This window comes from Nakamurella endophytica, assembly GCF_014646215.1.
GTDB lineage: Bacteria > Actinomycetota > Actinomycetes > Mycobacteriales > Nakamurellaceae > Nakamurella > Nakamurella endophytica.
Window position 1 is genome coordinate 83,441 of the sequence record NZ_BMNA01000011.1, and the last position, 24,051, is coordinate 107,491.

Here is a 24,051-nt window from a genome sequence, read left to right on the forward strand (position 1 = left end):
CGGGGTGTCGTCGGACATGCGGCCGCTCAGTCCGTTCCGGTGTCCATGGCGGCCCGGTCCGCGGCCGCGTCCACCGCCCCGGCCAGACCCTCGGGCCCGGCGGGTGTGCCGGCGGCGATGGCCTCCGGACCGGCACCCTCGGGCGACGACCGGAGCGAGCCGACCAGCGTGTGCTGGACGTCGAGCTGGCCGAGACCGGCGTACAGCTCGAGCTTCGAGCGGGTGTCGGCGATGTCGAGGTTGCGCATGGTCAGCTGGCCGATGCGGTCGGCCGGACCGAAGGCCGCGTCGGCGACCCGTTCCATGGACAGCTTCTCGGGGTGGTAGCTCAGCGACGGGCCGCTGGTGTCGACGACGGACCAGTCGTTGCCCCGCCGGAGCCGGACCACGACGGTGCCGGTCACCGCGGCGCCGACCCAGCGCTGCAGCGACTCCCGCAGCATCAGCGACTGGGGGTCCAGCCAGCGGCCCTCGTACAGCAGGCGGCCGAGCCGGCGACCCTCGACGTGGTAGCTGGCCACCGTGTCCTCGTTGTGGATCGCGTTGACCAGCCGCTCGTAGGCGACGAACAGGAGTGCCATGCCAGGAGCCTCGTAGATGCCCCTGGACTTGGCCTCGATGATGCGGTTCTCGATCTGGTCGGACATGCCGAGCCCGTGCCGCCCGCCGACGGCGTTGGCCTCCTGCACGAGATCGACGGCACTGTCGAAGGTCCGGCCGCCGATGGCGACGGGACGCCCTGACTCGAAACGGATCTCGACGTCCTCGGCCTCCACCGGCACGGCCGGGTCCCAGTACCGGACCCCCATGATCGGCTCGACGATCTCGATGCCGGTGTCGAGGTTCTCCAGGCTCTTGGCCTCGTGGGTGGCACCCCAGATGTTGGCGTCCGTCGAGTAGGCCTTCTCGACCGAGGCGCGGTACGGCAGGTCGCGCGCGCCGAGCCAGCGGCTCATCTCGGTGCGGCCGCCGAGCTCCGAGACGAACGCCTCGTCGAGCCACGGCTTGTAGATCCGCAGCGCCGGGTTGGCCAGCAACCCGTAGCGGTAGAACCGCTCGATGTCGTTGCCCTTGTACGTCGACCCGTCGCCCCAGATCGACACCCCGTCGTCCTGCATGGCGCGGACCAGCAGCGTCCCGGTGACCGCCCGGCCGAGCGGCGTGGTGTTGAAGTAGGGCACGCCGCCGGAGCGGATGTGGAACGCGCCGCAGGCCAGCGCGACGAGGCCCTCCTCGACGAGCGCGGCCCGGCAGTCGACGATCCGCGCGATGCCGGCGCCGTAGCTCCGCGCGCGCTCCGGGACGCCGGACAGGTCCGGCTCGTCGTACTGGCCCAGATCGGCGGTGTAGGCGGACGGCACGGCTCCGTGCTCGCGCATCCAGGCGACCGCGACGGAGGTGTCGAGACCTCCCGAGAAGGCGATGCCGACCTTCTCGCCGACGGGCAGGGACTGGAGCACCTTGGACACGGGCGGAGCCTATCTGTCGGGGCCGGACCGGCCGGCGCGAGCGGTGGGTGTGGTGACCGCCGGGCGGAGGCGGCGTCGGTCGCCCGGGCGGACCGCGCGGTGCTGTCGGTGCCGCCCGGTGCCGGGGTGCGTGCGGTGCCGTGGGTGCCTGCGGTGCGGTCGGCGCTCCGCAGGTCGACGACCGGGTCGGTCAGTCGACGGGCGCGGCGGCCAACCCGGCCAGCCGGCGCCCGAGCTCGGCGCCGGACAGCCCGTCGCGGGCGACGACCAGGATGGTGTCGTCCCCGGCGATCGTGCCGACGACGTCGGACAGCGCTGCCCGGTCGATGGCCGAGGCCAGGAACTGCGCCGCGCCCGGCGGCGTGCGCAGCACGGCCAGGTTGCCCGAGGCGTCGTGCGAGAGCAGCAGGTCCTCGACGAGCCGGCCGAGCCGGCCGGTTCCCCCGGGCATCGCGCGGCGCGGCCCGTCCTCGGGGATCACGTAGCGGGCGGGCCCGCCGTCCACGCCGCGGAGCTTCACCGCGCCCAGCTCGTCCAGGTCCCGGGACAGCGTGGCCTGGGTCGCCGCCAGCCCCTGCTCGGCCAGCATCCCGAGCAGCTCGGGCTGCGAGTAGACCGGCCGGGCCCGGATCAGCTCGGTGATCAGCCCGTGGCGGGCCGCCTTGGTGGGCAGTCGCGCGCCGGTCACCCGCGCTCCGGGTCGAGCAGGTAGGCCAGCAGCGCCTTCTGGGCGTGCAACCGGTTCTCGGCCTCGTCCCACACCGCCGACGCCGGACCGTCGATGACCTCGTCGGTGATCTCGAAGCCGCGGTGCGCCGGCAGGCAGTGCAGCACCAGCGCCCCGGATCCCGCGCGTGCCAGCAGGTCCGCGTTGACCTGGTAGGGCCGGAACGGGCCCACCCGGTCCAGGCCGTCGTTCTCCTGGCCCATCGAGGTCCAGGTGTCGGTGACCAGGACGTCGGCCCCGTCGACGGCCGCGCGCGGGTCGGTGATCAGCTCGATCGAGCCGCCGGTGTCCACCGCACGGTTCTTGGCGTCCACCAGGATGTCCGGGTCCGGGTCGAACCCCTGCGGTGCGCTGACCCGGACGTGCAGGCCGGCGTTGGCGCCGCCGAGCATCAGCGAGTGCGACATGTTGTTCGCGCCGTCGCCCAGGTAGGTCAGGGTCAGCCCGGCCAGCCGCCCCTTGCGCTCCCGGATCGTCTGCAGGTCGGCGAGCACCTGGCAGGGGTGGAACTCGTCGGTCAGCGCGTTCACCACCGGGACCCGCGAGACGCTAGCCAGCGCGTCGATGCGGCGCTGCGCGAAGGTGCGGATGGCGACCGCGTCGACGTACCGGGACAGCACCCGCGAGGTGTCCTCGATCGTCTCCTCGCGACCCAGCTGCGAGGTGCGCGCGTCGACGATGACGGGCTGGCCGCCCAGCTGGCGGATGCCGACCTCGAACGACAACCGGGTCCTGGTCGAGTTCTTCTCGAACACCACCGCGACGGCCTTGCCGGCCAGCGGCGTGAACGCGGTGCGGTCGGGCTTGAACCGGTCGGCCAGGTCCAGCACGGACACCAGGTCCTCGGGCGAGAGGTCGTCGTCGCGCAGGAAGTGCCGCAGCGGTGCGGGGGCGCTCACCGGGACACCTCCGCGGCGGCGTCGAGGATGCCGGGCAGGGCGGCGACGAAGCCGTCGGCCTGGGCGGTGGTCAGCACCAGCGGCGGTGCGAGCCGCAGGACGTCGGGTCCGGTGGCGTTGACGACGAAGCCGCGGTCCCGTGCCACGTCGGCGACCCGCGGCGCCACCGGATCGGTGAGCACGATGCCGAGCAGCAGCCCGCGCCCGCGGACGTGCGAGACCAGCGGGTGCCCCAGGCCCTCGACGGCGGCGGCCAGGTGCTTGCCGAGGCTGTCGGCGTGCTGCAGCAGGCCCTCCTGCTCGACGGTCGACAGCACCGCGAGCGCGGCGGCGGCGCACACCGGGTTCCCCGCGAACGTGGACCCGTGCTGGCCCGGTGACAGCAGCGTCGCCGCGCGGCCGATGCCGATCACGGCGCCGATCGGCAGGCCGCCGCCCAGGCCCTTGGCCAGGGTGACGACGTCGGGCCGGATGCCGGCGTGCTGGTGGGCGAACCAGGCGCCGGTGCGGCCGATACCGGTCTGCACCTCGTCGAGCACCAGCAGGGCGCCGGCGGCGGAGGTGATCTCGCGGGCGGCGGCCAGGTAGCCGTCCGGGGCCGGCACCACGCCGGCCTCGCCCTGGATCGCCTCCAGGAACACCGCGGCGACCTCCCCCGGGGCGGTCACCGCGGCCCGCAGGGCGGCGACGTCGCCGTAGGGCACGAACTCCACGCCGGCCGGCATGGGTTCGAACGGCGCGCGCTTGGCCGGCTGGCCGGTCAGCGCCAGCGCGCCCATCGTGCGGCCGTGGAAACCGTTCTCGGTGGCGATGATCCGCGGCCGGCCGGTCAGCCGGGCGATCTTGAAGGCCGCCTCGTTGGCCTCGGCGCCGGAGTTGCAGAACAGCACGCGGCCGTCGTCCCGGGCGCCGGCCAGCACCAGCAGCCGCTCGGCCAGCTCCAGCACCGTGGGGTGGCTGAAGAAGTTGGAGACGTGGCCGAGGGTGGCGATCTGCGCGCTGACCGCGGCGACGACGGCCGGGTGGGCGTGGCCCAGCGCGTTGACCGCGATCCCGCCCAGCAGGTCCAGGTACTCGTTGCCGTCCGCGTCGACCACCACCGCACCGCGGCCGGAGACCAGCTCGACCGGCGGGGCGACGAAGTTGTTCATCAGGGCCCCGGACCAGCGCCGCGCGGCCCGGTCGTTGGCCGACCCGGCCTGGCCGGGTACGGCCGGCGCGATGCTGCCGGTGCCCGTGCCCGCCGGCGCGGGGGACGCCGTCGTCGCGGATGTCATGTCGTCTCCTGAGGTGTCGGGTCGGTGCCGGTCGGGTGGGTGCCGGTCGGTGCGGTGCCGGCCGGGAGGGTGGAGGGGCCGGCCGGCGAGGCGTCCGGAGCCGGTGGTGTGCCGGTGGCCGGTGCGGCGGACGCGACCGGGTCGTCGTCGGGGACGACCATCGTGCCGATGCCCTCGCTGGTGACGATCTCGAGCAGCACGGCGTGCGGGACCCGCCCGTCGATGACGTGGGCGGCGGCGACCCCGCCCCGGACCGCCCGCAGGCAGCCCTCCATCTTCGGCACCATCCCGCTCTCCAGCGACGGCAGCAGGTCGGCGAGCGCACCGGCGGTGACCCTGGACAGCAGCGAACCGCGGTCCGGCCAGGCGGCGTACAGCCCCTCGACGTCGGTGAGCACCACGAGTTTCGCCGCGCCGAGCGCGACGGCCAGGGCGGCGGCCGCGGTGTCGGCGTTGACGTTGTGCACGACCCCGTCCCTGTCGGGCGCCACCGTGGAGATCACCGGGATGCGGCCGGCGGCCAGCAGGTCCAGCACCGCGTCCGGGTCGACCGCGACGACGTCGCCGACCAGACCGATGTCGGTCGGCACGCCGTCGACGACGACCCGGCGGCGGGCCGCGGTGAACAGCCCGGCGTCCTCGCCGGACATGCCCACCGCGTAGGGGCCGTGGGAGTTGATCAGGCCGACCAGCTCCCGGCCGACCTGGCCGACCAGGACCATCCGGACCACGTCCATGGTCTCGGCCGTGGTGACCCGGAAACCGCCGCGGAACTCCCCCGTCATGCCGAGCCGCGCCAGCATCGCGGTGATCTGCGGACCGCCGCCGTGGACCACCACCGGGCGCAGCCCCACCGTCCGGAGGAACACCATGTCGGCGGCGAAGGCGCGTTGCAGCGCCACGTCCGTCATCGCGTTGCCGCCGTACTTGACGACGACGAGCGCGCCCGCGAAGCGCTGCAGCCACGGCAGCGCGCCGGCCAGCACCTCGGCGCGGGCGGCCGCCGACGCGAGCTCGGACTCGTCCCGCAGCTGGGTGCCACCCGCCGGGGACGTCATGTCGAGTACGCCGAGTTCTCGTGCACGTACGCGTGCGACAGGTCGTTGGTCCGCACGGTCGCGGTCTCCGTCCCGGCGTGCAGGTCGATCACCACGTGGGCCCGCCGGGGCGTGAGGTCGACGGCGGACCGGTCGTCGCCGGTGGCGCCGCCCCGGCAGATCCACACGCCGTTGACGGCCACGTCGACCTGGTCCGGGTCGAACGCCACCGAGGCGTCCACGGTGCCGACCGCGGCGAGGATCCGGCCCCAGTTCGGGTCCTGGCCGAAGAAGGCCGTCTTGACCAGGTTGTTGCGGGCGACCGCCCGGCCGACCGTCACCGCGTCGTCCTCGGTCACGGCGTGGACGACCTCGATCTCGATCTCCTTGGTGGCGCCCTCCGCGTCGGCGATCAGCTGGCCGGCCAGGTCGGTGCACACCCGGGTGACCACCGCGGTGAGCGCCACGGGATCGGGCCGCACGCCGGACGCGCCGGAGGAGAGCAGCAGCACGGTGTCGTTCGTGGACGTGGCGCCGTCGGAGTCGATGCGGTCGAACGTGACCCTGGTGGCCGCGCGCAGGGCCGAGTCCAGCACCGCCGCGTCGGCGACGGCGTCGGTGGTCAGCACGACCAGCATGGTGGCCAGGCCCGGGGCCAGCATCCCGGCACCCTTGGCCATACCGCCCACGGTCCAACCGTTCTCGGTCACCGAGGCGGTCTTCGGCACGGTGTCGGTGGTCATGATCGCGCGGGCGGCGGCCGCACCGCCGTCCGGCGACAGCGCCGCCGCCGCGGCGTCGCAGCCGGCCAGCAGGGCGGCCATCGGCAGGCGCTCGCCGATCAACCCGGTGGAGGCGACGGCGACCTCGTCGGGCGCGACGCCCACCAGCCCGGCGACCCGCTCGGCGGTGGCCACGGTGTCGGCGTACCCGGCGGCGCCGGTGCACGCGTTCGCCCCGCCCGAATTGAGCACCACCGCGGCCAACCGGCCGGCGGGCAGCACCGCCCGGCACCAGCGGACCGGAGCGGCGGTGACCCGGTTGCCGGTGAGCACGCCCGCGGCCGAGAAGTCCGGCCCGGTGTTGACGACCAGGGCGACGTCCGGGGTGCCGGAGGCCTTGAGGCCGGCCGTGACCCCGGCGGCCCGGAAGCCCTCCGGCGCGCAGACGCCGGTCCGCGGGGCCGGCGCGGTCACGGCGCCACCCCGACCACCGGCAGGCCGGTGGTCTCCGGCAGGCCCAGCGCCAGGTTCATGCACTGCACCGCCGCCCCGGCGGTGCCCTTGGTCAGGTTGTCGATGGCGGAGACGACGACCAGCCGGCCCGCGACCTCGTCGACGGCCAGCTGCAGCAGCGCGGTGTTGGCGCCGACGGTCGAGGACGTCTCGGGCCACTGCCCTTCGGGCAGCACCCGCACGAACGGCTCGTCCGCGTAGGCCTTCTCGTAGACGGTGCGGGCCGCGGCCAGGTCGACCCCGGCCCGCAGCGGTGCGCTGGCGGTAGTCAGGATGCCCCGGGACATCGGCACCAGCAGCGGGGTGAACGACACGGACACCGCCGTGCCGGCGGCGGCGGAGAGGTTCTGGGCGATCTCCGGGGTGTGCCGGTGCACACCGCCGACCCCGTAGGCGCTCGCCGACCCCAGCACCTGGGCGGCCAGGAGGTGCGGCTTGGGTGCGCGGCCGGCACCGGAGGTCCCGGACGCCGCCACCACCACCACCGACGGCTCGACGAGGTCCGCGGCCACCGCAGGGGCCAGCGCCAGCGACGCGCCGGTCGGGTAGCAGCCCGGCACGGCCACCCGGCGGGCGCCGCGAAGCGCGTCGCGCCCGCCGGGCAGCTCGGGCAGCCCGTACGGCCAGCTGCCGGGGTGCTGCCCGCCGTAGAAGCGGTCCCAGGCGAGGGCGTCGGTGAGCCGGTGGTCGGCGCCGCAGTCCACCACCACGACGTCGTCCGGCAGCTGCGCCGCCAGGGCGTGCGACTGCCCGTGCGGGAGCGCCAGGAACACGACGTCGTGGCCGGCCAGGGTCTCGGCCGAGGTCTCCACCAGGACGCGGTCGGCCAGCGGCAGGAGGTGCGGCTGGTGCGCGGCCAGGGGTTCCCCGGCACTGCTGTGCGCGGTCACCGCCCCGATCGAGACGGTCGGGTGGCCGAGGAGCAGCCGGAGCAGCTCTCCCCCGGCGTACCCGCTGGCTCCGGCGACGGCGACGCGGACCTCTGCACTCACCCGATCACCATACAGGCAAGTGCATAGTCACTCATAATCGAGCGTCAGTGCACCACGGTCGTGAGCAGCGGGATGTCCTGCTCCTCGGGCGTCAGCGATCCGTGCTGACCCTCCAGGGACAGCAGGGTCTTCGGGGTGGTCCTGGAGTCCACGACCGCCCACTGCGACCGCGCGGCCACCAGCACGTCCCCGATGCGCGGCAGCACCGCGGCGTCCACCGGCCCGAACCAGCCCTCGGCCACGGCCTCGTCCCGGGTGCGCACCCACGCGCGGTCGCCCGCCTCGTCGGCGAACCGGCCGGCGACGCGGTCGCCGGCGCCCGGCTCGACGTACAGCTGCGCCAGCCGCGGGTCGCCGCCGACCAGCCGCACCTCGCGGGTCAGGTCGGGCCGCTCGGCCAGGTCGAGCCGCGACTCGTGCGGGACGTCGACCATCCCGTGGTCGGCGGTGACCACCAGCACGGTGCCGTGCGGCACCGAGCGCGCCAGCCGGTCCAGACCGCGGTCCAGGTGCCGCAGCTCGCGCCGCCAGGCCGAGCTGCCCGGCCCGTACACGTGCCCCGCGCCGTCCACGTCGCCCCAGTAGGCGTAGACCAGGCCGGGTTCGGCGAGCAGCTCGATCGCCGCGTCCACCCGGCCGGGCCAGCGCCGCACGCCGTGGAAACGGGCGCCGCGCAGGGCCGCCTCGGTCAGCCCCGAGCCATCGAACTCCGGCGCGCCGATGCTGTGCACGGCCACCCCCGCCGCCGCGACCTGCTCGAACACCGTCGCCCCCGGCTGCCACCGGACGGGGTCGACGTCGGGCGACCAGCGCAGTTCGTTGAGCAGCCGGCCGCTGCCGGGATCGAGCACCTCGTACCCGACCAGGCCGTGGCTGCCCGGCGGCCGGCCGGTGCCCAAGGACCCCAGCGACGTGGCGGTGGTGCTCGGGCAACCTGCCTGCAGCACGTCGCCCCCGCCGTCCCGGTCGCCTCGCTCGCCGCTGTGCCCGCTGGGGCCGCTGGGGTCGCTGGGGTCGCTGCCGCCACCGTCCAGCAGGGTGGCGAGGAAGGGTGCGCTCCGCCGGTGCTCCGACAGCTGCCGGTACCCGAGCCCGTCGACCAGCACGACGCAGACCCGCTCGGCCGCCGGCAGCTCGACGGCGGGCAACGGCAGCCGCACGCCGAGCGCGGCGGCGGCACCGGGCAGCACCGCGGACAGCGTGGACGTCCCGTAGCGGGGAATCCGGGGGGCCGACGACGAGACCGACGGGTGCACCGGCATGACCGGGCGGGGCGGCGGGCCGGGCGCGACCGGGCGTGCCGGACCCGCGCCCGCGGCGGGCACGTCAGCCCCGGGACAGGGCGGCCGCGCCGGCGGTCGCCGCGGACAGCACCCGGGCGAACTCGACCGCGTCGGACAGCGCACCGTCCCCCTCGGCGTCGGCGCTGATGCGCAGGGCGAGGTCGTCGCCGGTCATCGATCCGGTGTACCCGTGGTCGGCCTCGCACTGCGGGTCGCCGCAACTGGCCGGCTCCAGGTCCAGCCGCGAGACGGCGCCCCAGCCGATGGTGAGGGTGAGCTCGCGACCCAGCCGGCCGGCGACGTACCGCTCGGGCTCGGGGACGACGTGGGTGACCATGACCGTGCGCACCGCGGTCAGCGGCACCGATTCGCTGGTGGCGATGCCGTGCGCCTGCTGGCCGTGCTCCTCGTCGCCGCCGTGGTCGTCGGCGTGCACGAACACCAGCCGGTGCGGGGTCAGCACCACCACGGACAGGTGCCGGCGCACCGTGTCGACGTCGAACGTGGTCTCGCCGTGCACCAGGTGACCCTGCACCGGCTCACCGGCCAGCGCGATGTCCAGCACGTCGGTGACGAACGCCGGGTAGTACCCGGATGCGGTGATCTTGCGGGTGAGGTCCGCGGGCAGCGTGGACGGCATGCGCCCATCGTGGCACCCGGGGCCGCGAGGACCGCGCGGGGTGCCGGCAGCGTCCTGGCCCGCGCGGCGGCGGCCCGGCCGGACAGCCCGGCCGGTCGGCCCCGGTGGTCGGCCCCGGTGGTCGGCCTGCCGCCGCCCGGTCAGCGCAGCGTCGCGCCGGTGCGGTCCTGCGCGGCGGCCACCGCCGCGTCGCGCACCTGCACCGCCTCGGCGGCCGTCAACGTCCGGTCGGGCGCCCGGACCACCAGCGCGAAGGCCAGCGACACCGATCCCTCCGGCACCTGGTCCCCGGTGTAGACGTCGAACAGCCGCACCGATTCCAGCAGGGGGCCGCCCCCGTCGCGCAGGGCGGCGGTGACGTCACCGGCCGGGACGGCGGCCGGGACCACGACGGCGACGTCCAGGCGCACCGGCGGGAACGGCGAGATCCGCGGGCCACGCGGCGGCGCCGGCAGCGGCAGGGCGTCCAGGTCCAGCTCCAGCGCGCAGCTGCGCGGCGGCAACCCGTAGCGCTCGCAGACGGCCGGGTGCAGCTCGCCGGCGTACCCGACGGGCCAGTCGCCGACGGAGATCCGGGCGCACCGGCCGGGATGCCAGGGCGCGACGGAGGCCGCCGTGACGCGCAGCTCGACGCCGGCGACCGCGCCGACCCGCCGGGCGAGCTCGACGGCGTCGCCCCAGGACGCGGCGCGGCCCGGACCCCACCAACCGGCCGGGTCGACGTCACCGCAGAGCACCGCGGCGACGTGCTGCGGCTGCAGCGGCAGGCTCGAGGACAGCCGGCGCAGTTCCGCGTCGGTGGGCCGCCGGTCGACGGGCAGCGCCGGTGGCGCCGGCTGGTCCGCCCGCGGCAGGACCACCTGGGCGATCTCGAACAGCGCCAGGTCACGGGCGCCGCGCGAGAGGTTGCGCACCGCCGCGTCGATCAGCCCGGGGAGCAGCGTGGTGGCCATCGCCGGCCGGTCGGCGTCCAGCGGGTTCGACAGCGTGGCCGACCGGCGTCGCGCGTCACCGGCGGGCAGCCCGAGCCGGTCGAGGTCGGCCGACCCGACGAAGGGGAAGCTCAACACCTCGGTCAGGCCCGCCGACGCCAGGTCCGCGGCGATCCGCCGGTGGCGCTGCTGCTCGGCCGTCAGCCCGGTGCCCGGCGGCGCGGCCGGCAGCACGGACGGCAGGTCGTCGTAGCCGTCGACGCGGGCGACCTCCTCCACCAGGTCGGCGGGCCGGCTCAGGTCCGGTCGCCAGCTGGGCGGCAGCACGGTGAGCGAGCGGCCGGCCGAGGTGACCACCGCCCCGAGCTGCTCGAGCCGGTGGGCGATCACCGCCGGTTCGTAGGACCGGCCGGTCAGCCGCTCCGGTTCGGACAGCGGGAGCTGCACCGACGGCAGCACCGGCACCCGGCCGACGTCGGTGCGGCCGGTGATCTCGCCGCCGCCGTAGCGCACCAGCAGCTCGGCGGCGTACTCGGCGGCCGCGGCGGCGACGGCCGGGTCGACGGCGCGCTCGAAGCGGCGGGACGCCTCGCTGGGCAGCTTGTGCCGCCGGGCGGTGCGCGAGATGGCGGCCGGGTCCCACCAGGCCGCCTCGAGGAGCACGTCGTCGGTGCTGCCGGAGATCTCGGTCGACTCGCCACCCATGACGCCGGCGAGCGAGACGGCGCCGGACTCGTCGGCGACCACGAGGTCGTCGCCGGCCAGCCGGCGCACCGTCCCGTCCAACGTCCGCAGCGTCTCCCCCGGGCGGGCACGGCGCACGGTGATGCCGCCGCGGAGCCGGCCGGCGTCGAAGGCGTGCAGCGGCTGTCCCCAGCCCACCATGACGTAGTTGGTGATGTCGACGGCCAGCGAGATGGACCGGATGCCGGCGGCCTGCACCCGGCGGCGCAACCACCACGGCGACGGGGCGGACGGGTCGACCCCCTGCACCCGGACCGCGACGAACCGGGCGCAGCCCTGCTCGTCCTCGACCGTCACCGGCCAGGCCGGGTGCTCGCGCGCGGGCAGCGCCGCGCTGCGCGCGGCCGCCTCGTCGCGGAACGGGACGTCCAGCGCCGCACCGGTCTCCCGGGCCAGCCCGCGGATGGACAGGGCGTACCCGCGGTCGGGCGTGACGGCCAGCTCGACGACGCCGTCGTCGGCGCCGATCAGCCCGCGGGCGTCCGCACCGACCGGCGCGTCCGGGTCGAGCACCAGGATGCCCTCGTGCTCGGTGCCGATGCCGAGCTCGCGCACCGAGCAGATCATCCCGTCGGAGACGTGCCCGTAGGTCTGCCGCGACGCGATCTCGAAGCCGCCGGGCAGCACCGTCCCGGGCAGCGCCACCACGACGTGGTCGCCCACCGCGAAGTTCCGCGCACCGCAGATGATCCCGCGCGGCGCGTCGCCGCCGTCCGGTCCGTTGCCCGGTCCGACGTCGACCGTGCACCAGCGGATCGGCTTCTTGAAGCCCGTCAGCTCCTCGATGGTGCGGACCACGCCGACCACCAGCAGACCCTCTGTCGCGGGCGGGATGTGGACGCCCTCGGTCTCGAAACCGACCCGCAGCAGGGCGTCCGCGACCTGCTGCGCGGTAGTGCCCGCGGGCAGGTCGACATCCTCGGCCAGCCAGCTCAGTGGCGCACGCACGTCGTCAGATCCCTTCCGCAGCAACGGCCGCCGGGTCCGCACCGGTCGGCGCGGAGAACGCCGCGGTGAACCGGACGTCACCCTCGACCAGGTCACGCATGTCCGAGATGTCGTGGCGGAACTGGATCGTCCGCTCGATGCCCATGCCGAACGCGAAACCGCTGTACACGGACGGATCCAGGCCGCAGGCCCGCAGCACGTCCGGGTCGATCATCCCGCAGCCGCCCCACTCGACCCAGCCGGCGCCGCCCTTGCGGCCGGCAAACCAGACGTCCATCTCGGCACTGGGTTCGGTGAAGGGGAAGAACGACGGCCGCAGCCGGGTGCGCGACGTCGGCCCGAACATCGCCCTGGCGAAGTGGTCCAGGGTCCCTTTCAGGTGGCGCATGTCCAGGTGCCGGTCCACCGCCAGTCCCTCGACCTGGTGGAAGACCGGCGTGTGGGTGGCGTCGAGCTCGTCGGACCGGTACACCCGGCCCGGGCACACGACGTAGATCGGCGGGGTGCGGTCCATCATGGTCCGGATCTGCACCGGCGAGGTGTGCGTGCGCAGCACCAGTCCCGACGACCCACCGGCGGACGGGCCGCCCTGCGGCTGGACGTAGAAGGTGTCCTGCATAGCCCGCGCCGGGTGGTCCGGACCGAAGTTCAGCGCGTCGAAGTTGTACCACTCGGCCTCGAGCTCGGGGCCGTCCGCGATCTCCCATCCCATCGCGGTGAAGATGTCGCCGACCTGCTCCATCACCGTCGCGACGGGGTGCCGGGCGCCGGCCGGGTGGCGGCCGTAGGGCAGGGTCACGTCGACCCGCTCGGCGACCAGCACCTCCTCGTCGCGCAGCGCGGTCAGGATCTCGGTGCGGTCGGTGATGGCGGCCCGCAGCCGGCCGCGGGCGGCACCCACGGCCCGGCCGGCTTCCGCGCGCCGGTCGCGGTCGAGGTCGGCGATGGCCCGGTTGGCCAGGGCGAGTGGGCTGCGGTCGCCGGCGTGCGCGAGCCGGACGGCCTTGAGCTCGTCCAGGTCGGCGGCCCGCTCCACGGCCAGCAGTCCGGCCCGCAGGGCGGCGTCGACGGCGTCGGCGTCGGTCGGGTCGGGCGGGGTGGTCGCGCCGGTCGTGGGGTCACCGGTGGGGTGGGTGGACATCGTGACCTCTCGAGCGGCGGCGCGGACGGGTGCCGAGTCTATGGCCCGGCCCGACGTCACCGGTCTGTGCCGACGCCGCGACCGGCGGCGGGGGTGCGGCCGCGACCGGCGGCGGGGGTGCGGCCGCGACCGGCGGCGAGGGTGCGGCCGCACCCGGTCGGCCTACCCTCGCCTCGTGCCCGCCGCGGGACCGAGGTGGCCGGCTGGAACCGACGGGCGGGCGGGCAGTCAGGCAGTGAAGCAGGCGGTGGCGGGCGGGTGGAGGCGGTCGGTGGCGGGCGGAGGCGCGGTGAGGGGTGCGGTCGGGCGCCGCGGCACGCTGCGCGTCCACCTGGGCGCGGCCCCGGGCGTCGGCACGACGGTGGCCATGCTCGAAGAGGGCCGCCGCCGGCGGGCCCGCGGCACGGACGTCGTGGTGGGGTGGGTGGAGGACCACGGCCGCCCGTACACCCGCCAGGCCGTCGGAGACCTGCCGGTGGTGCCGGGACGCACCGTCCGGCACCGCGGCCCGGACGTCACCGAGCTGGACACCGACGCGGTGCTCGCCCGGGCGCCGGAGGTGGCGCTCGTCGACGAGCTGGCGCACACCAACCCTGCCGGGTCACCGCGGCCCCGGCGCTACCAGGACGTCCAGGTCCTGCTGGACGCCGGCATCGACGTGGTGACGACGCTGGACGTGCAGCAGCTGGAGTCGCTCCGCGACGTGGTCGCGGCGATCACCGGCGTCCGGCAGGACGAGACCGTGCCCGACGAGGTGGTGCGGTCGGCGGCGGCCGTCGAGCTGGTGGACAGGAGCCCCGAGGCGCTGCGCGGCCGGCTGGCGTACGGGCACGTCTTCCCGGCGGAACGGGTGGACGCCGCGCAGGGCCACTTCCGCGAGGGCACCCTGACCGCACTGCGCGAGCTGGCGCTGCTGTGGCTGGCCGACCGGGTCGACGAAGGCCTGGGGCGGTACCGGGCGGAGCACGGGATCGCCCAGACGTGGCCGGCACGGGAACGGACCGTGGTGGCGCTGTCCGGCGGTCCGGAGGGCGAGCTGCTGCTGCGCCGCGGGGCCCGCATCGCCGGTGCCGCCGCCGGGCGGTCCATGGTGGCCGTGCACGTGCTGCGCACCGACGGCGGCCTCGGCGCCCGACCCGCGGAGCTGGAGCGGCAGCGGCAGCTGACCCAGGAGCTCGGCGGCACGCTGCACCTGCTGGTCGGCGACGACGTCCCGGCCACCGTGCTGTCGTTCGCCCGGCGGGTGAACGGCACACAGATCGTCGTCGGCGCTTCGGGGCACGGCCGCTGGGTGTCGTTGCTACGGCCGAGCACCGTCTCCGCCGTAATCCGCGGGTCCGGCGACGTCGACGTGCACGTGGTGACGCACCCGGCCCACCGGACCGCCCGGTCCCCGCTCGCCCGGCTCCGGCGGCTGGCCGCGGCCGTGCGCCGGGCGCGACCCGCGACCCGCTCGTGGCTGTCGTGGGCTGCGGCGCTGCTCACCCCGCCGGTGCTCGCGGCAGCCATGTGGCCGGGCCGGTCCGCCCTGGACCTGACGACGCAGATGCTGGTGTTCCTGCTCGGTGTGCTGGCCGTGGGGCTGACGTCGACGGTGGCGGCCGCGACGGTCAGCGCGCTGCTCGCCGGCCTGCTGGTCAACGTGCTCTTCACGCCGCCGATCGGGTCGCTGACGATCGCGCTGCCGCGCAACGCCTTCGCGCTCGCGGTGTTCGTGGTGACGGCGGTCGTCGTGGCGTCGACCGTGTCGAGGTCGGCGCGCCGGGCGCGGGCGGCGGCGGGGGGGCGGGCCGAGGCGCAGCTGCTGGCGACGACGGCGGTCGACGTCGCCGAGGCGGCCGACCCGCTGCGCGCCGTGCTGGACCGAGTCCGCGCCGGGTTCGGGATGACCGGGGCGGCGCTGGTCGCCGCACCCGGGGATCCCCGTCCGCCGGGCGAGGTCGCCGGCGGCGCGGACGCTGCGGTGCTCGCCGGGTCGGGACGGGTGCCCGACGGTCTGGCGGCTCCCGACGTGGTGGCGGCCACCGGCACCGGGCACCGGCTCGTCGCCTGGGGTCGCCCGTTGCCGGCCGAGGAGCACCGGCTGCTCGAGACGCTGGCCACCCAGGCCGTGGTGGCGGCGGACCGGGTCCGGGACCGCCGGGACGCGGCGGAGGCCAGCCGGCTCAAAGCCTCCGACAGCGTCCGCACCGCCGTGCTGGCCGCCCTGTCGCACGACCTGCGGACGCCGCTGGCGACGATCAAGGCGTCGGTGTCCGGCCTGGCCGACCGGTCGGTCCACTGGCTGCCGGCCGACCGGGACGAGCTGCTGGACACGGCCGCAGAGGCGGTCGACCAGCTCGACGACCTGGTGCGCAACCTGCTCGACCAGTCCCGGCTGGACACCGGCGTGCTCGCACCGGTTCTCGCGCCGGTGTCCGTCGACGAGGTGGTGCACCGGGCGCTGCTCGGGCTCGCGCACCACGGGCCGCCCGGTGCGCCGGCGGTGGACGTCGCCATCCCCGACGACCTGCCGCTGGTCACCACGGACGCCGGCCTGCTCGAGCGGGTGCTGGCCAACGTCGTCGCCAACGCCGTGCGCCACTCGCCGCCGCACGTCCCGGTCCGCATCCGCGCCGCGCTCGTCGGCACCGGCGGTGGGCGGTCCGTGGTGCTGCGGGTGGCCGACCGCGGTCCGGGCGTCCCCGAGCACGACCGGGGACGGATGTTCCGCCCCTTCCAGCGGCTGGGCGACGTGCCCGCCGGGTCCGGCATCGGTCTGGGCCTCGCCGTCGCGCGGGGGCTGGCGGAGGCTGTCGGCGTGACGATCGACGCGGAGGGCACGCCCGGCGGCGGGCTGACCATGGTGCTGACCGTGCCGGTCGACGCCGCACCGGCCGGCCCGGGCGGGCCGGCGGAGGCGGCCCGGTGACCGCGGTGCTGGTCGTGGACGACGACGTGAGCCTGGCCCGGGCGTTGGGTATCAACCTGCGCGCGCACGGCTACGACGTCACCACGGTGCACACCGGCCGGCACGCGCTCGACGCCGTGGCCCGACGGCACCCCGACGTGGTGCTGCTGGACCTCGGTCTGCCCGACATGGACGGAGTCGACGTGCTCGCCGGCATCCGCGGCTGGTCCGCGACGCCCGTGGTGGTGCTGTCGGCCCGGGCCGACTCGGCCGAGAAGGTCGAGGCGCTGGACGCCGGCGCCGACGACTACGTGACCAAGCCCTTCGGCATGGACGAGCTCCTGGCACGGATCCGGGCCGCCGCCCGCCGGGGCGCCGCCGTGCCGGTCGCCGACGACTCGCCCGACGTGGTGGTCACCGCGGACTGGACGGTCGAGCGGTCGGCGCACCGGGTGACCCGGGAGGGCCGGCCGGTGCGGCTGACACCGACCGAGTGGTCGCTGCTGGACGTGCTGCTGCGGCACGCCGGCAAGCTGGTGCCGGGGCGGACGCTGCTGGGCGAGGTGTGGGGTCCCGGATACCAGGACCAGAGCGGGTACCTGCGGGTGTACGTCGCCCAGCTGCGCCGCAAGCTCGAGCCGGACCCGGCGCGTCCGCGGTACCTGTTCACCGAGCCGGGCGTGGGCTACCGGCTCGAGGTGCCGGCGGCGCCCGGCCGCTGATCCGGCGACCGCCCGTGCCGGATCGGCCGGCTCGGGCGGGGACGCCGGCGCCGGCCTGCCCCGGTGCGCGAACCCTCCGTACCCGCGGTCACCGGGCGTGCGACGCCGGCACGCTGGCGCGGGCGGTCGGTCGTCGGCACAGTCGGCGCATGACCGTTGCACTGAGGCTGGAGCTGTTCCCTGCGGACCTGGACGCTTTCGCCGACTTCTGGTGCGGCGTGCTCGCCTTCGGGTTGGAGCGGGACGAGCGACAGGCGACCGTGCCGTACCTCGCGGTGCGTCGGAGCGCCGTCCGGATCGGCGCTGCGGCCCGGCCCGGGGCCGGTGTGCCGCCGGTGGCCCGGCGGCCACCGGCCGGCGTCGAGATCGTGCTGGAGGTCGAGGACCTGGACCGCGAGCGGGAGCGGGTCGCCGCCGCTGGATGGCCCGTCGAGGAGGACGTCCGGATGCGTCCGTGGGGCCTGCGCGACTTCCGGCTGCTGGACCCCGACGGTCACTACGTGCGCATCACCACCGGCTGAGGGTCGCCGGACGCACCCATCCCCCTCAGTCCCCGGTCACCTCGGTCCGCCCGGCGGCCCGCAGCGCGGCGCGGATCCGCGACGCGGCATCGGCCAGCCGCCCGGCGTCCGGCTCCGGGTGGGCGCTGGCGAAGTCGAACTGCCGCATCGACCAGGCGGGGAACACGTGCACGTGCAGGTGCGGCACCTCGAAACCGGCGACGACCAGGCCGGCACGGGGCGCGTCGAAAGCCGTCCGCACCGCTACGCCCACCGCGGCGGCGGCGCGGAACACCGCCGCCTGCAGCGCCGGCGGCGCGTCCGTCCACAGGTCGATCTCCTGCCGCGGGACGACCAGGGTGTGCCCGGGTGTCAGCGGCGCGATGGACAGGAACGCCACCACGTCGTCGTCGGCCCAGACCAGGTGGCCGGGCAGCTCCCCGGCGATGATGCGCGAGAACACGGTTGCCATCGCACGAGTGTGGGCCACGTCGCCGGGCACCCGCCGCGCGGCGACCCCACCGGCACGGCGTGGACCGGGCCCGGAGCCGCAAGGGCCGCCAGCCCTGCAGCGCTGACGGCCGACCAGGTCCGGCCGCCGGGGCGGGCGGACCCGCGGGGCACTCTTGGTCTTCGGCGGGTCCGCAGCCGGGTGAACGGATCTTCGCAACGGCCGCGTCACGGTCCGATCACAGGATGCTGACACGCGGACGGAGGACTCACACACGTGTTTGACAACCACTCCATGGGTGATTCCATGGTGAGTGAGCGTCCAGCAGGGTGGCGCTCCTTGCTGGCTGCAGGGGTCGGCGGTCGCCGTGGGACGGGACGGCGCCTCGAGGGCTCCCGTGGCCGGCGTGCAGCGGTCCGTCGCGCGCGGGCCGTCACCAGACACAAGGAGTCCCCATGTCCACTGCCTCCGGCCGCGCCGCGGCCACCGATCGAGGATCCCTGGCGCGCAGGTTGGCCACTGTCGTCAGCGTGGTGTTCCTGCTGGTGGGCATCCTCGGGTTCGTGCCCGGGATCACCACGAACTACGGCGACATGACGTTCGCCGGCCACGACTCCATGGCCAAGCTGCTCGGTGTGTTCCAGGTGTCGATCCTGCACAACATCGTCCACCTGTTGTTCGGCATCGTGGGCCTGGCGCTCGCCCGGACCGCCGCCGGCGCCCGCAACTACCTGGTGGGCGGCGGGGTGATCTACCTGGTGCTGTGGATCTACGGCCTGGTCATCGACAAGAACAGCGGTGCCAACTTCGTCCCGGTGAACAACGCCGACAACTGGCTGCACCTGGTGCTGGGCATCGGCATGATCGCGCTCGGCCTGCTCGTCAGCCGCGGTGTCGCGCGCAGCCGGCCGGGACCCGTCCGGGTCTGACCGGCGCGGCTGCGTCCCGCCGCCGCGCCCGCGCACCGCACGTTCCGGTGACGTCCTCCCGTCCGGACGACCGCTGCACGAAGGGCCCCTGCCGATCGGCAGGGGCCCTTCGTCGTGTCCGCTGGTGCCGGGCCGGTCAGGCCTCGCTCATCGCCGCCTGCTCGACCCGTCCGCGCGCCGCGAGCGCGGCCGCCCGCGCGGCGATCCGGCGGGACTGCTCGGCCTGGCCGGCGTCGAGGATGTCCTGCGCCACCTCGACGTTCTCGGCGTAGGGGTTGGCGTGGTACTTCTCCAGGTAGGCGTCCAGCTCGGGGCCCGACTCCCACGACGTGATCAGGCAGTACCGCGGGTCGTCACCGACGTGCGTGGCCGCGTGCCAGAGCCGCTGGGTGTCGATCACCAGCTGCGCCCCCGCGGGGAGCGCGATCCGCGTCTCCCCGCTGGGGTCGGTGCGGTTCTCCCGCAGCACGAAGAAGCTGTCCTTGTCGTCGGACAGGTTGAAGAACCCGCGCACCACCCAGCCGGTCCCGTCCGGGTTCAGCCGGTTGTTGTCGTCCTGGTGCAGGTTGTAGAGGCAGTCGGCGTAGGTGTTCGGCTGCAGCTCGATGATGCGGCAGCGGCCCACGTTGGCGCCCGGCTCCTGCGCACGGCCGGTCAGCCGCGGTGCCTTGGCGGTCTGGGCCGGGATCCACACACCGTCCTTGTCCGTGCGGGGCGGCGTGTGGTTCCAGAAGCCGTTGCACTCGATCTCGCCGAAGGCGCTGGCCAGCGGCGCGAACCGGGTGTCGCCCGAGGACTTCCAGTCCACGTACTCGACGTCCAGCCACTCCTTGGGGTCGAGCTCCTGCTGGTAGCTGTCGAGGACGACGTAGCCCGTCTCCTCCAGAGCCGCCGACTTGATGTAACCCATGGTGTGACGTCATCCCTTCGTGTCCGGCGCAAGGCACCTCGATCTCGACCGACTTAGGTCAGCCTACGTCCCCGGGTGTCGCCCGCCGACGGTTGCGACACCCGCCTAAGGTCAGTGGCCGATGAGCACCGACGTCACCGGCACCACGGATCCCACCGCCACCAACGTCTCGGCGCAGGCGGTCAACACCGTCGGCTGGCTGTCCGCGCCCGGGACGGCGATCGTCGTGCCGGTCTACCAGCGCCAGTACCGGTGGGACATCGGCCGGTGCGAGCAGCTGCTCAGCGACGTCCGCGCGGTCGCCGACTTCGCCGACCGGCACACCCACTTCATCGGCTCGATCCTGTCGCAGGCGGGCGGCCGGACCGGGGACGGGACCGGCGAGCTGGTGCTGATCGACGGGCAGCAGCGCATCACCACGCTGATGCTGCTGGCCGCCGCCGTGCAGCACACCCTGCTGGCCGACCCGTCGCCCGCGGCGCGCGCCACCGTGGCGGAGATCGCCGACCTGCTCGTGCGGCCGGACCAGGGCGGCGGCGAGGCGCCGCGCACCACGCTGCGCCCGCACCGGGCCTGGGCGCAGGTGTTCGAGAGCGTGGTGCTGGGCCGGGCACCGTCGGGCGAGCCGGCCCGCGACTCGCGGTTCGACGACAACTATGCGTTCTTCCGCAGCCAGGTGGGAGCGGACGAGGCACCCCGGATCTGGCGCGGGCTGTCCAAGCTCGAGCACGTCGCGATCAGCGTCGGGCCCGACGCCAACGCGCAGCAGATCTTCGAGTCGCTCAACTCCACCGGCGAACCGCTGCGCGACCACGAGCTGATCCACAACTACGTCCTGATGGGCCTCTCGCACGCGGAGCAGGTCGAGGTCGAGGACCGCTTCTGGGCGCCGATCGAACAGGCGACCGGCGAGGCGATCGGCCGGTTCTGGCGGCACTACCTCGTGATGACGACGGGCCGCGAGGCCGTGCTGGCCGGTGGCGGCAGCGGCGAGCGCGGCGTCTACGACGTCTTCCGGCACCGCTTCCCGCGCCTGGACCGCGCCACCCTGCTCGAGCACGCCACCGAGTGGCTGGAGTTCGCCCGGGCGTACCAGGTGCTGCTGGAGCCGGACCGGGAGGCCGATCCGCGGATCGCCCGGGAGCTGCACCACGTCAACGTCTTCGGCCACGGCATGTACCCCTTGGTGCTGCGCGCCTACCACGACCACACCAGCGGGCGGGTGGACGCCCAGCGGCTGCTGCGGACGCTGGAGGACGTGCAGGCCCTGCTGCTGCGTCGGACCGTCGTGGAGATCGGCACGGACCGCCTCGTCGCCCGGCTGTGCCGGGCGTCGGAGCAGGGCCCGGAGGCGCTGGCCCGCGCCATGGCCCGGATCACGCCGTCGGACGAGCGGGTGCGGATCTCGCTCAAGTACCGGCCGCTGCCCCACCCCCGCTACGTGCTGGGCCGGCTCGCCGATGCGGACGTTCCGGACGGCGGCGCAGGGGCGCCCGCGGCCGGGCAGCCGCTCGACGTCGAGCACGTCGTCCCGCTCGAGCCCGGCGAGACCTGGACCGGCGACGGCATCCGCAGGTGGGCGCAGTACAGCGAGGACGAGCAGAACGCGCACCGGGCGCTGGCCGGGACGGTGGGCAACCTGGCGCTGCTGGAGCCTCCGCTGGCCGACCGGGCCGCCGACCTGTCGTACCCGGAGAAGCGCGACACCGTGTACCCGCGCAGCGCCGTCCCGGCGACGGCCGCGCTCGCCGGCACACCCGCCTGGGGCACCGCGCAGATCGCCGAGCGCACCGCGCGACTGACCGCGCAGCTGCTGCGCACCTGGGCGCGGCCGGGGCCGGCCGGAGTCCCGATCGACGACGACGGGCTCACTCCCGTCCTGGACGCCCGGCTCCGGCGCGGCTGGCCCCGCGGCTGGCAGCGCGAGTTCGACTACGTCGAGTACTGCGGGGAGCACTGGGAGGTCCACGACGTCCAGTACCTGTTCAACCGGGTCTTCAAGCGGCTGTGGGCGGACGCCAGGAGCGACGTCGAGGCGTTCGTCGCCCGGCGCGGCGGACCCATCTTCGACGCGCCGGCCTGGCAGGGGCACTGGGACGAGCTGGCCGGCGGGCGGCACCTGTACATGGGCTGGGACTCGCGCTACATGCTGACCGCGGTCCAGGGCGTGCTCGAACAGGCCGGTCTGGCGACCGAGGTGTACGTCAAGTACTCCTACATCGGCGACGCGATGTAGCGACCGTCCGCGGCCGCGCCGGGTCGGGTCAGCCGACGACGAGCTGGAGGTTCACCGGCCGGTTGCCCGGGAAGGCGGTGGCGCCGGCGGCGTCGACCATCTTGAAGTCGACGAAGCAGTACACGGGCCGGTGCGGGGTGGTCACCGACACGGACACGTCCACCTCCGCACCCGCGGGCGTGTCGGCGATCGGCACGTCCGCCGGGGTGCGGCAGTCGGCGTCCGTGCGAGCCGGGTGCACGCGGTGCAGCCGGCGCCCGGACCACGGCACGGTGCCGACGTTGTGGATCCGCCAGACCTTGGTGACGGTGACGCCTTCCGCGACGCGGGTGCAGTCCTCGAGCGTCACGTCCGCGACGAACAGGGACGCGTCCCCGGCGTGCGCCGGCGGTCTGGGCGGCGGATCCGGCCGGGTGAGCGGGCAGTCCGCCGGGTCCATCGGGACCGACGAGCTCTCCGCGGTCCCGGCCGTGCCGGCGCCGGGTCCAGTCGCGGAGAGGGAACCGGTGGCAGGGTCGGAACCGGCGACGGAGGCGGGACCGGTCACGGCGCCGGTGGCGGTCACGGGGCCGGTGCCGGTCACGGCTCCGGTGGCGGTCGTCGCCTGGGTCCGGCTGCCGGTGGCCGCGGCGTCGCGGTCGGCGGCCGGGTGCTGACCGCGCAGCAGCACGGTGACCAACCCGGCCACGGCCAGCACCGCCACCACCGCGAGCACGGCGACGGCGGTCCGGTGCGGCCGCCGGCGGGTCGGCCGGCCGGCGGTACCGGTCGCCCGCCCGGGGTCGCCCGGCTCGGCGGCCACGGACCCGGCGGACCCGGCCGACGCCGGCGGCACCGTCGACGCGAACGGCGCCGCCGTGGCCGGTGACGGTCCCGGCGCTGCCGGCTCCCCGGGTACGGAAGGACCGGGGACCGGTCCGGGCGCCGGACCGCCACCGTCCCGGCGTGCCATCCGCTCGCCGTCCTGCTCCATGGGCGCCGACACCTCCTGGACAGGGACGCCTCCGGTCGGCGACGACGCCGGGGGTGCGGGATCGGGCCTGGCATCGGGGTGGTGGTCCCGGAGGGCGGCCAGGTCGTCCCGGGCGCGGCACCAGCGGGTGCGGACCGGGGCCGGGTCGGCGCCGCAGGCACGGACGAACTCGGCCGCGGTCTCCCAGCTCGGGAAGCGGTGCCCCTGGACGGCCTCGTGGAGCGTGGTGTGCGAGATGGCCCCGGACCGTCCGGCCATGGCCCGGAACGACGGCTGGCCGGCATCCCGGCGGACGGTGCGCAGCAGCTCGGCGAAGTCCTGGACGACGGCCGCCCGGTCGGCCCGTGCCGGCTGCCCGTCCCCCCGCGGCACCGGTGCGTCCCCGCCGACCGATCCGGTCACGTCCTCGCCCACCCCTGCTCCGCCCCGGCGACCTCCGCCGCGGCGCCTGTGCACGCCGGGCGGGGACTGCCCGCCGGGAACGCTACCGCCGGGCCGGTGCGCGGGACGCCGACGCGGTCGGCGCACGGAGCCGGAGCCCCCGCCGCGGTGCGGCGGGGGCTCCGGGAGCCGGCTTCGCGGACGGGCGGTCCGGGGCAGCCCCGGACCGCCTGCCGGATGCCTAGTGGTTGATCTTGAACCAGGGCTGCGCCCAGCCGAGGTACGGCTTGCCCCACTTGCTCCTGATCTCGGAGATGGTGGTGTAGGTCAGGGTCCCGCGGCCGTGGATGTCGTTGGAGACGAACCGGCCGCCACCGACCGAGATCATGACGTGGCCGGCGCCGCCGCTGAAGAACGCCAGTGCTCCGGCCGGGACGTCGGTCGAGCCGGCGTGCCGGTACCGCGCCGGGATCTGCGTCCAATGCGTGTAGGCGGTCGCCGAACCGCTCGCCCCCCAGCCGTAGGCGAGACCGACCACGTGGTCGCAGCGGTTGGCGTAGTCGGAGTGGTACGCCGTCGTCACGTGGGACTTCGCCCAGGAGACGGCGCCGGCGCAGCTGCGCGGGTCGCCGAGGCCGGAGGTCGAGCACCCGCCGGACGCCGCCTTGCCGATCCGGTGCGAGGCGTTCTCGTTCTTCAGGCCCGGCTTGAGGTTGGCGCGGGCGCCGGCGGCGA

General features: G+C 75.4%; 19 protein-coding genes and 1 pseudogene. 5 read left to right on the plus strand and 15 right to left on the minus strand.

Annotation, left to right across the window (positions count from 1 at the left end):
• Nucleotides 1-26: 26 nt before the first annotated feature.
• The 11 genes from argG to pheS all read right to left on the minus strand — a co-directional run bounded on the left by argG (nucleotide 27) and on the right by pheS (nucleotide 13,324).
• The gene (gene argG, locus IEY37_RS18095; protein ID WP_188944103.1) at nucleotides 27-1,469 is read right to left on the minus strand and encodes an argininosuccinate synthase; all 1,443 of its coding nucleotides are present in this window, start codon (nucleotides 1,467-1,469) and stop codon (nucleotides 27-29) included.
• 190 nt (nucleotides 1,470-1,659) lie between these two features.
• Nucleotides 1,660-2,157, minus strand: a complete 498-nt coding sequence (locus IEY37_RS18100) for an arginine repressor (protein ID WP_229674612.1) — start codon at nucleotides 2,155-2,157, stop codon at nucleotides 1,660-1,662.
• Nucleotides 2,154-3,095 carry an ornithine carbamoyltransferase gene (gene argF, locus IEY37_RS18105; RefSeq protein ID WP_229674613.1) on the minus strand — a complete coding sequence of 314 codons (942 nt, stop codon included), beginning with the start codon at nucleotides 3,093-3,095 and terminating at the stop codon, nucleotides 2,154-2,156. The genes IEY37_RS18100 and argF overlap by 4 nt, the downstream gene beginning before the upstream one ends.
• A complete protein-coding gene (locus IEY37_RS18110) occupies nucleotides 3,092-4,372 on the minus strand; it encodes an acetylornithine transaminase (RefSeq protein ID WP_188944106.1) in 1,281 nt (426 codons plus the stop codon). The genes argF and IEY37_RS18110 overlap by 4 nt, the downstream gene beginning before the upstream one ends.
• Nucleotides 4,369-5,430, minus strand: coding sequence for an acetylglutamate kinase (argB, locus tag IEY37_RS18115; protein WP_188944108.1), 1,062 nt, complete (start codon nucleotides 5,428-5,430; stop codon nucleotides 4,369-4,371). Before argB ends, IEY37_RS18110 begins: the two co-directional genes overlap by 4 nt.
• Nucleotides 5,427-6,605 carry a bifunctional glutamate N-acetyltransferase/amino-acid acetyltransferase ArgJ gene (argJ, locus tag IEY37_RS18120; protein WP_188944110.1) on the minus strand — a complete coding sequence of 393 codons (1,179 nt, stop codon included), beginning with the start codon at nucleotides 6,603-6,605 and terminating at the stop codon, nucleotides 5,427-5,429. Before argJ ends, argB begins: the two co-directional genes overlap by 4 nt.
• The gene (gene argC, locus IEY37_RS18125) at nucleotides 6,602-7,636 is read right to left on the minus strand and encodes an N-acetyl-gamma-glutamyl-phosphate reductase (protein WP_188944112.1); all 1,035 of its coding nucleotides are present in this window, start codon (nucleotides 7,634-7,636) and stop codon (nucleotides 6,602-6,604) included. Before argC ends, argJ begins: the two co-directional genes overlap by 4 nt.
• Nucleotides 7,637-7,680: 44 nt before the next feature.
• A complete protein-coding gene (locus tag IEY37_RS18130; protein ID WP_188944114.1) occupies nucleotides 7,681-8,898 on the minus strand; it encodes an alkaline phosphatase family protein in 1,218 nt (405 codons plus the stop codon).
• Nucleotides 8,899-8,962: 64 nt separating this feature from the next.
• On the minus strand, nucleotides 8,963-9,559 hold the full coding sequence (locus IEY37_RS18135) for a DUF5998 family protein (protein WP_188944116.1): 597 nt from the start codon (nucleotides 9,557-9,559) through the stop codon (nucleotides 8,963-8,965).
• A gap of 140 nt (nucleotides 9,560-9,699) precedes the next feature.
• On the minus strand, nucleotides 9,700-12,183 hold the full coding sequence (gene pheT, locus IEY37_RS18140) for a phenylalanine--tRNA ligase subunit beta (protein WP_188944118.1): 2,484 nt from the start codon (nucleotides 12,181-12,183) through the stop codon (nucleotides 9,700-9,702).
• A gap of 4 nt (nucleotides 12,184-12,187) precedes the next feature.
• Nucleotides 12,188-13,324, minus strand: a complete 1,137-nt coding sequence (gene pheS, locus IEY37_RS18145; protein WP_188944120.1) for a phenylalanine--tRNA ligase subunit alpha — start codon at nucleotides 13,322-13,324, stop codon at nucleotides 12,188-12,190.
• A 289-nt stretch (nucleotides 13,325-13,613) separates the two neighbouring features.
• Between pheS and IEY37_RS18150 the strand changes: the two genes are divergently transcribed.
• The 3 genes from IEY37_RS18150 to IEY37_RS18160 all read left to right on the plus strand — a co-directional run bounded on the left by IEY37_RS18150 (nucleotide 13,614) and on the right by IEY37_RS18160 (nucleotide 17,457).
• The gene (locus IEY37_RS18150) at nucleotides 13,614-16,235 is read left to right on the plus strand and encodes a sensor histidine kinase (protein ID WP_229674615.1); all 2,622 of its coding nucleotides are present in this window, start codon (nucleotides 13,614-13,616) and stop codon (nucleotides 16,233-16,235) included.
• Nucleotides 16,232-16,936, plus strand: a complete 705-nt coding sequence (locus IEY37_RS18155; RefSeq protein ID WP_188944122.1) for a response regulator — start codon at nucleotides 16,232-16,234, stop codon at nucleotides 16,934-16,936. The genes IEY37_RS18150 and IEY37_RS18155 overlap by 4 nt, the downstream gene beginning before the upstream one ends.
• 149 nt (nucleotides 16,937-17,085) lie before the next feature.
• Nucleotides 17,086-17,457, plus strand: a complete 372-nt coding sequence (locus tag IEY37_RS18160) for a VOC family protein (protein WP_188944124.1) — start codon at nucleotides 17,086-17,088, stop codon at nucleotides 17,455-17,457.
• Between the two features lie 25 nt (nucleotides 17,458-17,482).
• On the opposite strand, the gene IEY37_RS18165 is transcribed toward IEY37_RS18160, so the two are convergent.
• Complete coding sequence (locus IEY37_RS18165) at nucleotides 17,483-17,908, minus strand: HIT family protein (protein WP_188944126.1); 426 nt, start codon at nucleotides 17,906-17,908, stop codon at nucleotides 17,483-17,485.
• A 434-nt stretch (nucleotides 17,909-18,342) separates the two neighbouring features.
• Between IEY37_RS18165 and IEY37_RS18170 the strand changes: the two genes are divergently transcribed.
• Nucleotides 18,343-18,816: a DUF4383 domain-containing protein gene (locus tag IEY37_RS18170; protein WP_188944128.1), complete on the plus strand. Its 474-nt coding sequence runs from the start codon at nucleotides 18,343-18,345 to the stop codon at nucleotides 18,814-18,816.
• A gap of 136 nt (nucleotides 18,817-18,952) precedes the next feature.
• Here the strand turns inward: IEY37_RS18170 and IEY37_RS18175 are convergent, their stop codons facing one another.
• Entirely contained in the window at nucleotides 18,953-19,726 is a 774-nt protein-coding gene (locus IEY37_RS18175; RefSeq protein WP_188944130.1) for a hypothetical protein, read from the minus strand.
• Nucleotides 19,727-19,847: 121 nt separating this feature from the next.
• On the opposite strand from IEY37_RS18175, the gene IEY37_RS18180 reads away from it, so the two are divergent.
• The gene (locus tag IEY37_RS18180; protein ID WP_188944132.1) at nucleotides 19,848-21,962 is read left to right on the plus strand and encodes a DUF262 domain-containing protein; all 2,115 of its coding nucleotides are present in this window, start codon (nucleotides 19,848-19,850) and stop codon (nucleotides 21,960-21,962) included.
• A gap of 28 nt (nucleotides 21,963-21,990) precedes the next feature.
• Here IEY37_RS18180 and IEY37_RS18185 read toward each other — a convergent pair whose 3' ends face one another.
• Both IEY37_RS18185 and IEY37_RS18190 read right to left on the minus strand, forming a co-directional pair.
• Nucleotides 21,991-23,349, minus strand: a complete 1,359-nt coding sequence (locus IEY37_RS18185; protein WP_188944135.1) for an NBR1-Ig-like domain-containing protein — start codon at nucleotides 23,347-23,349, stop codon at nucleotides 21,991-21,993.
• 208 nt (nucleotides 23,350-23,557) lie between these two features.
• Nucleotides 23,558-24,051: pseudogene (locus IEY37_RS18190) on the minus strand (C40 family peptidase); the annotation flags it as partial.

Excerpts from the sequence above, each read along its gene's own strand:
- IEY37_RS18160 (WP_188944124.1), top strand. The coding sequence starts at position 17,086 with ATGACCGTTGCACTGAGGCTGGAGCTGTTCCCTGCGGACCTGGACGCT.
- argB (WP_188944108.1), bottom strand. The coding sequence starts at position 5,430 with ATGACGTCCCCGGCGGGTGGCACCCAGCTGCGGGACGAGTCCGAGCTC.
- IEY37_RS18130 (WP_188944114.1), bottom strand. The coding sequence starts at position 8,898 with ATGCCGGTGCACCCGTCGGTCTCGTCGTCGGCCCCCCGGATTCCCCGC.
- IEY37_RS18110 (WP_188944106.1), bottom strand. The coding sequence starts at position 4,372 with ATGACATCCGCGACGACGGCGTCCCCCGCGCCGGCGGGCACGGGCACC.
- IEY37_RS18165 (WP_188944126.1), bottom strand. The coding sequence starts at position 17,908 with ATGGCAACCGTGTTCTCGCGCATCATCGCCGGGGAGCTGCCCGGCCAC.
- IEY37_RS18170 (WP_188944128.1), top strand. The coding sequence starts at position 18,343 with ATGTCCACTGCCTCCGGCCGCGCCGCGGCCACCGATCGAGGATCCCTG.
- IEY37_RS18135 (WP_188944116.1), bottom strand. The coding sequence starts at position 9,559 with ATGCCGTCCACGCTGCCCGCGGACCTCACCCGCAAGATCACCGCATCC.
- IEY37_RS18175 (WP_188944130.1), bottom strand. The coding sequence starts at position 19,726 with ATGGGTTACATCAAGTCGGCGGCTCTGGAGGAGACGGGCTACGTCGTC.
- pheS (WP_188944120.1), bottom strand. The coding sequence starts at position 13,324 with ATGTCCACCCACCCCACCGGTGACCCCACGACCGGCGCGACCACCCCG.
- IEY37_RS18180 (WP_188944132.1), top strand. The coding sequence starts at position 19,848 with ATGAGCACCGACGTCACCGGCACCACGGATCCCACCGCCACCAACGTC.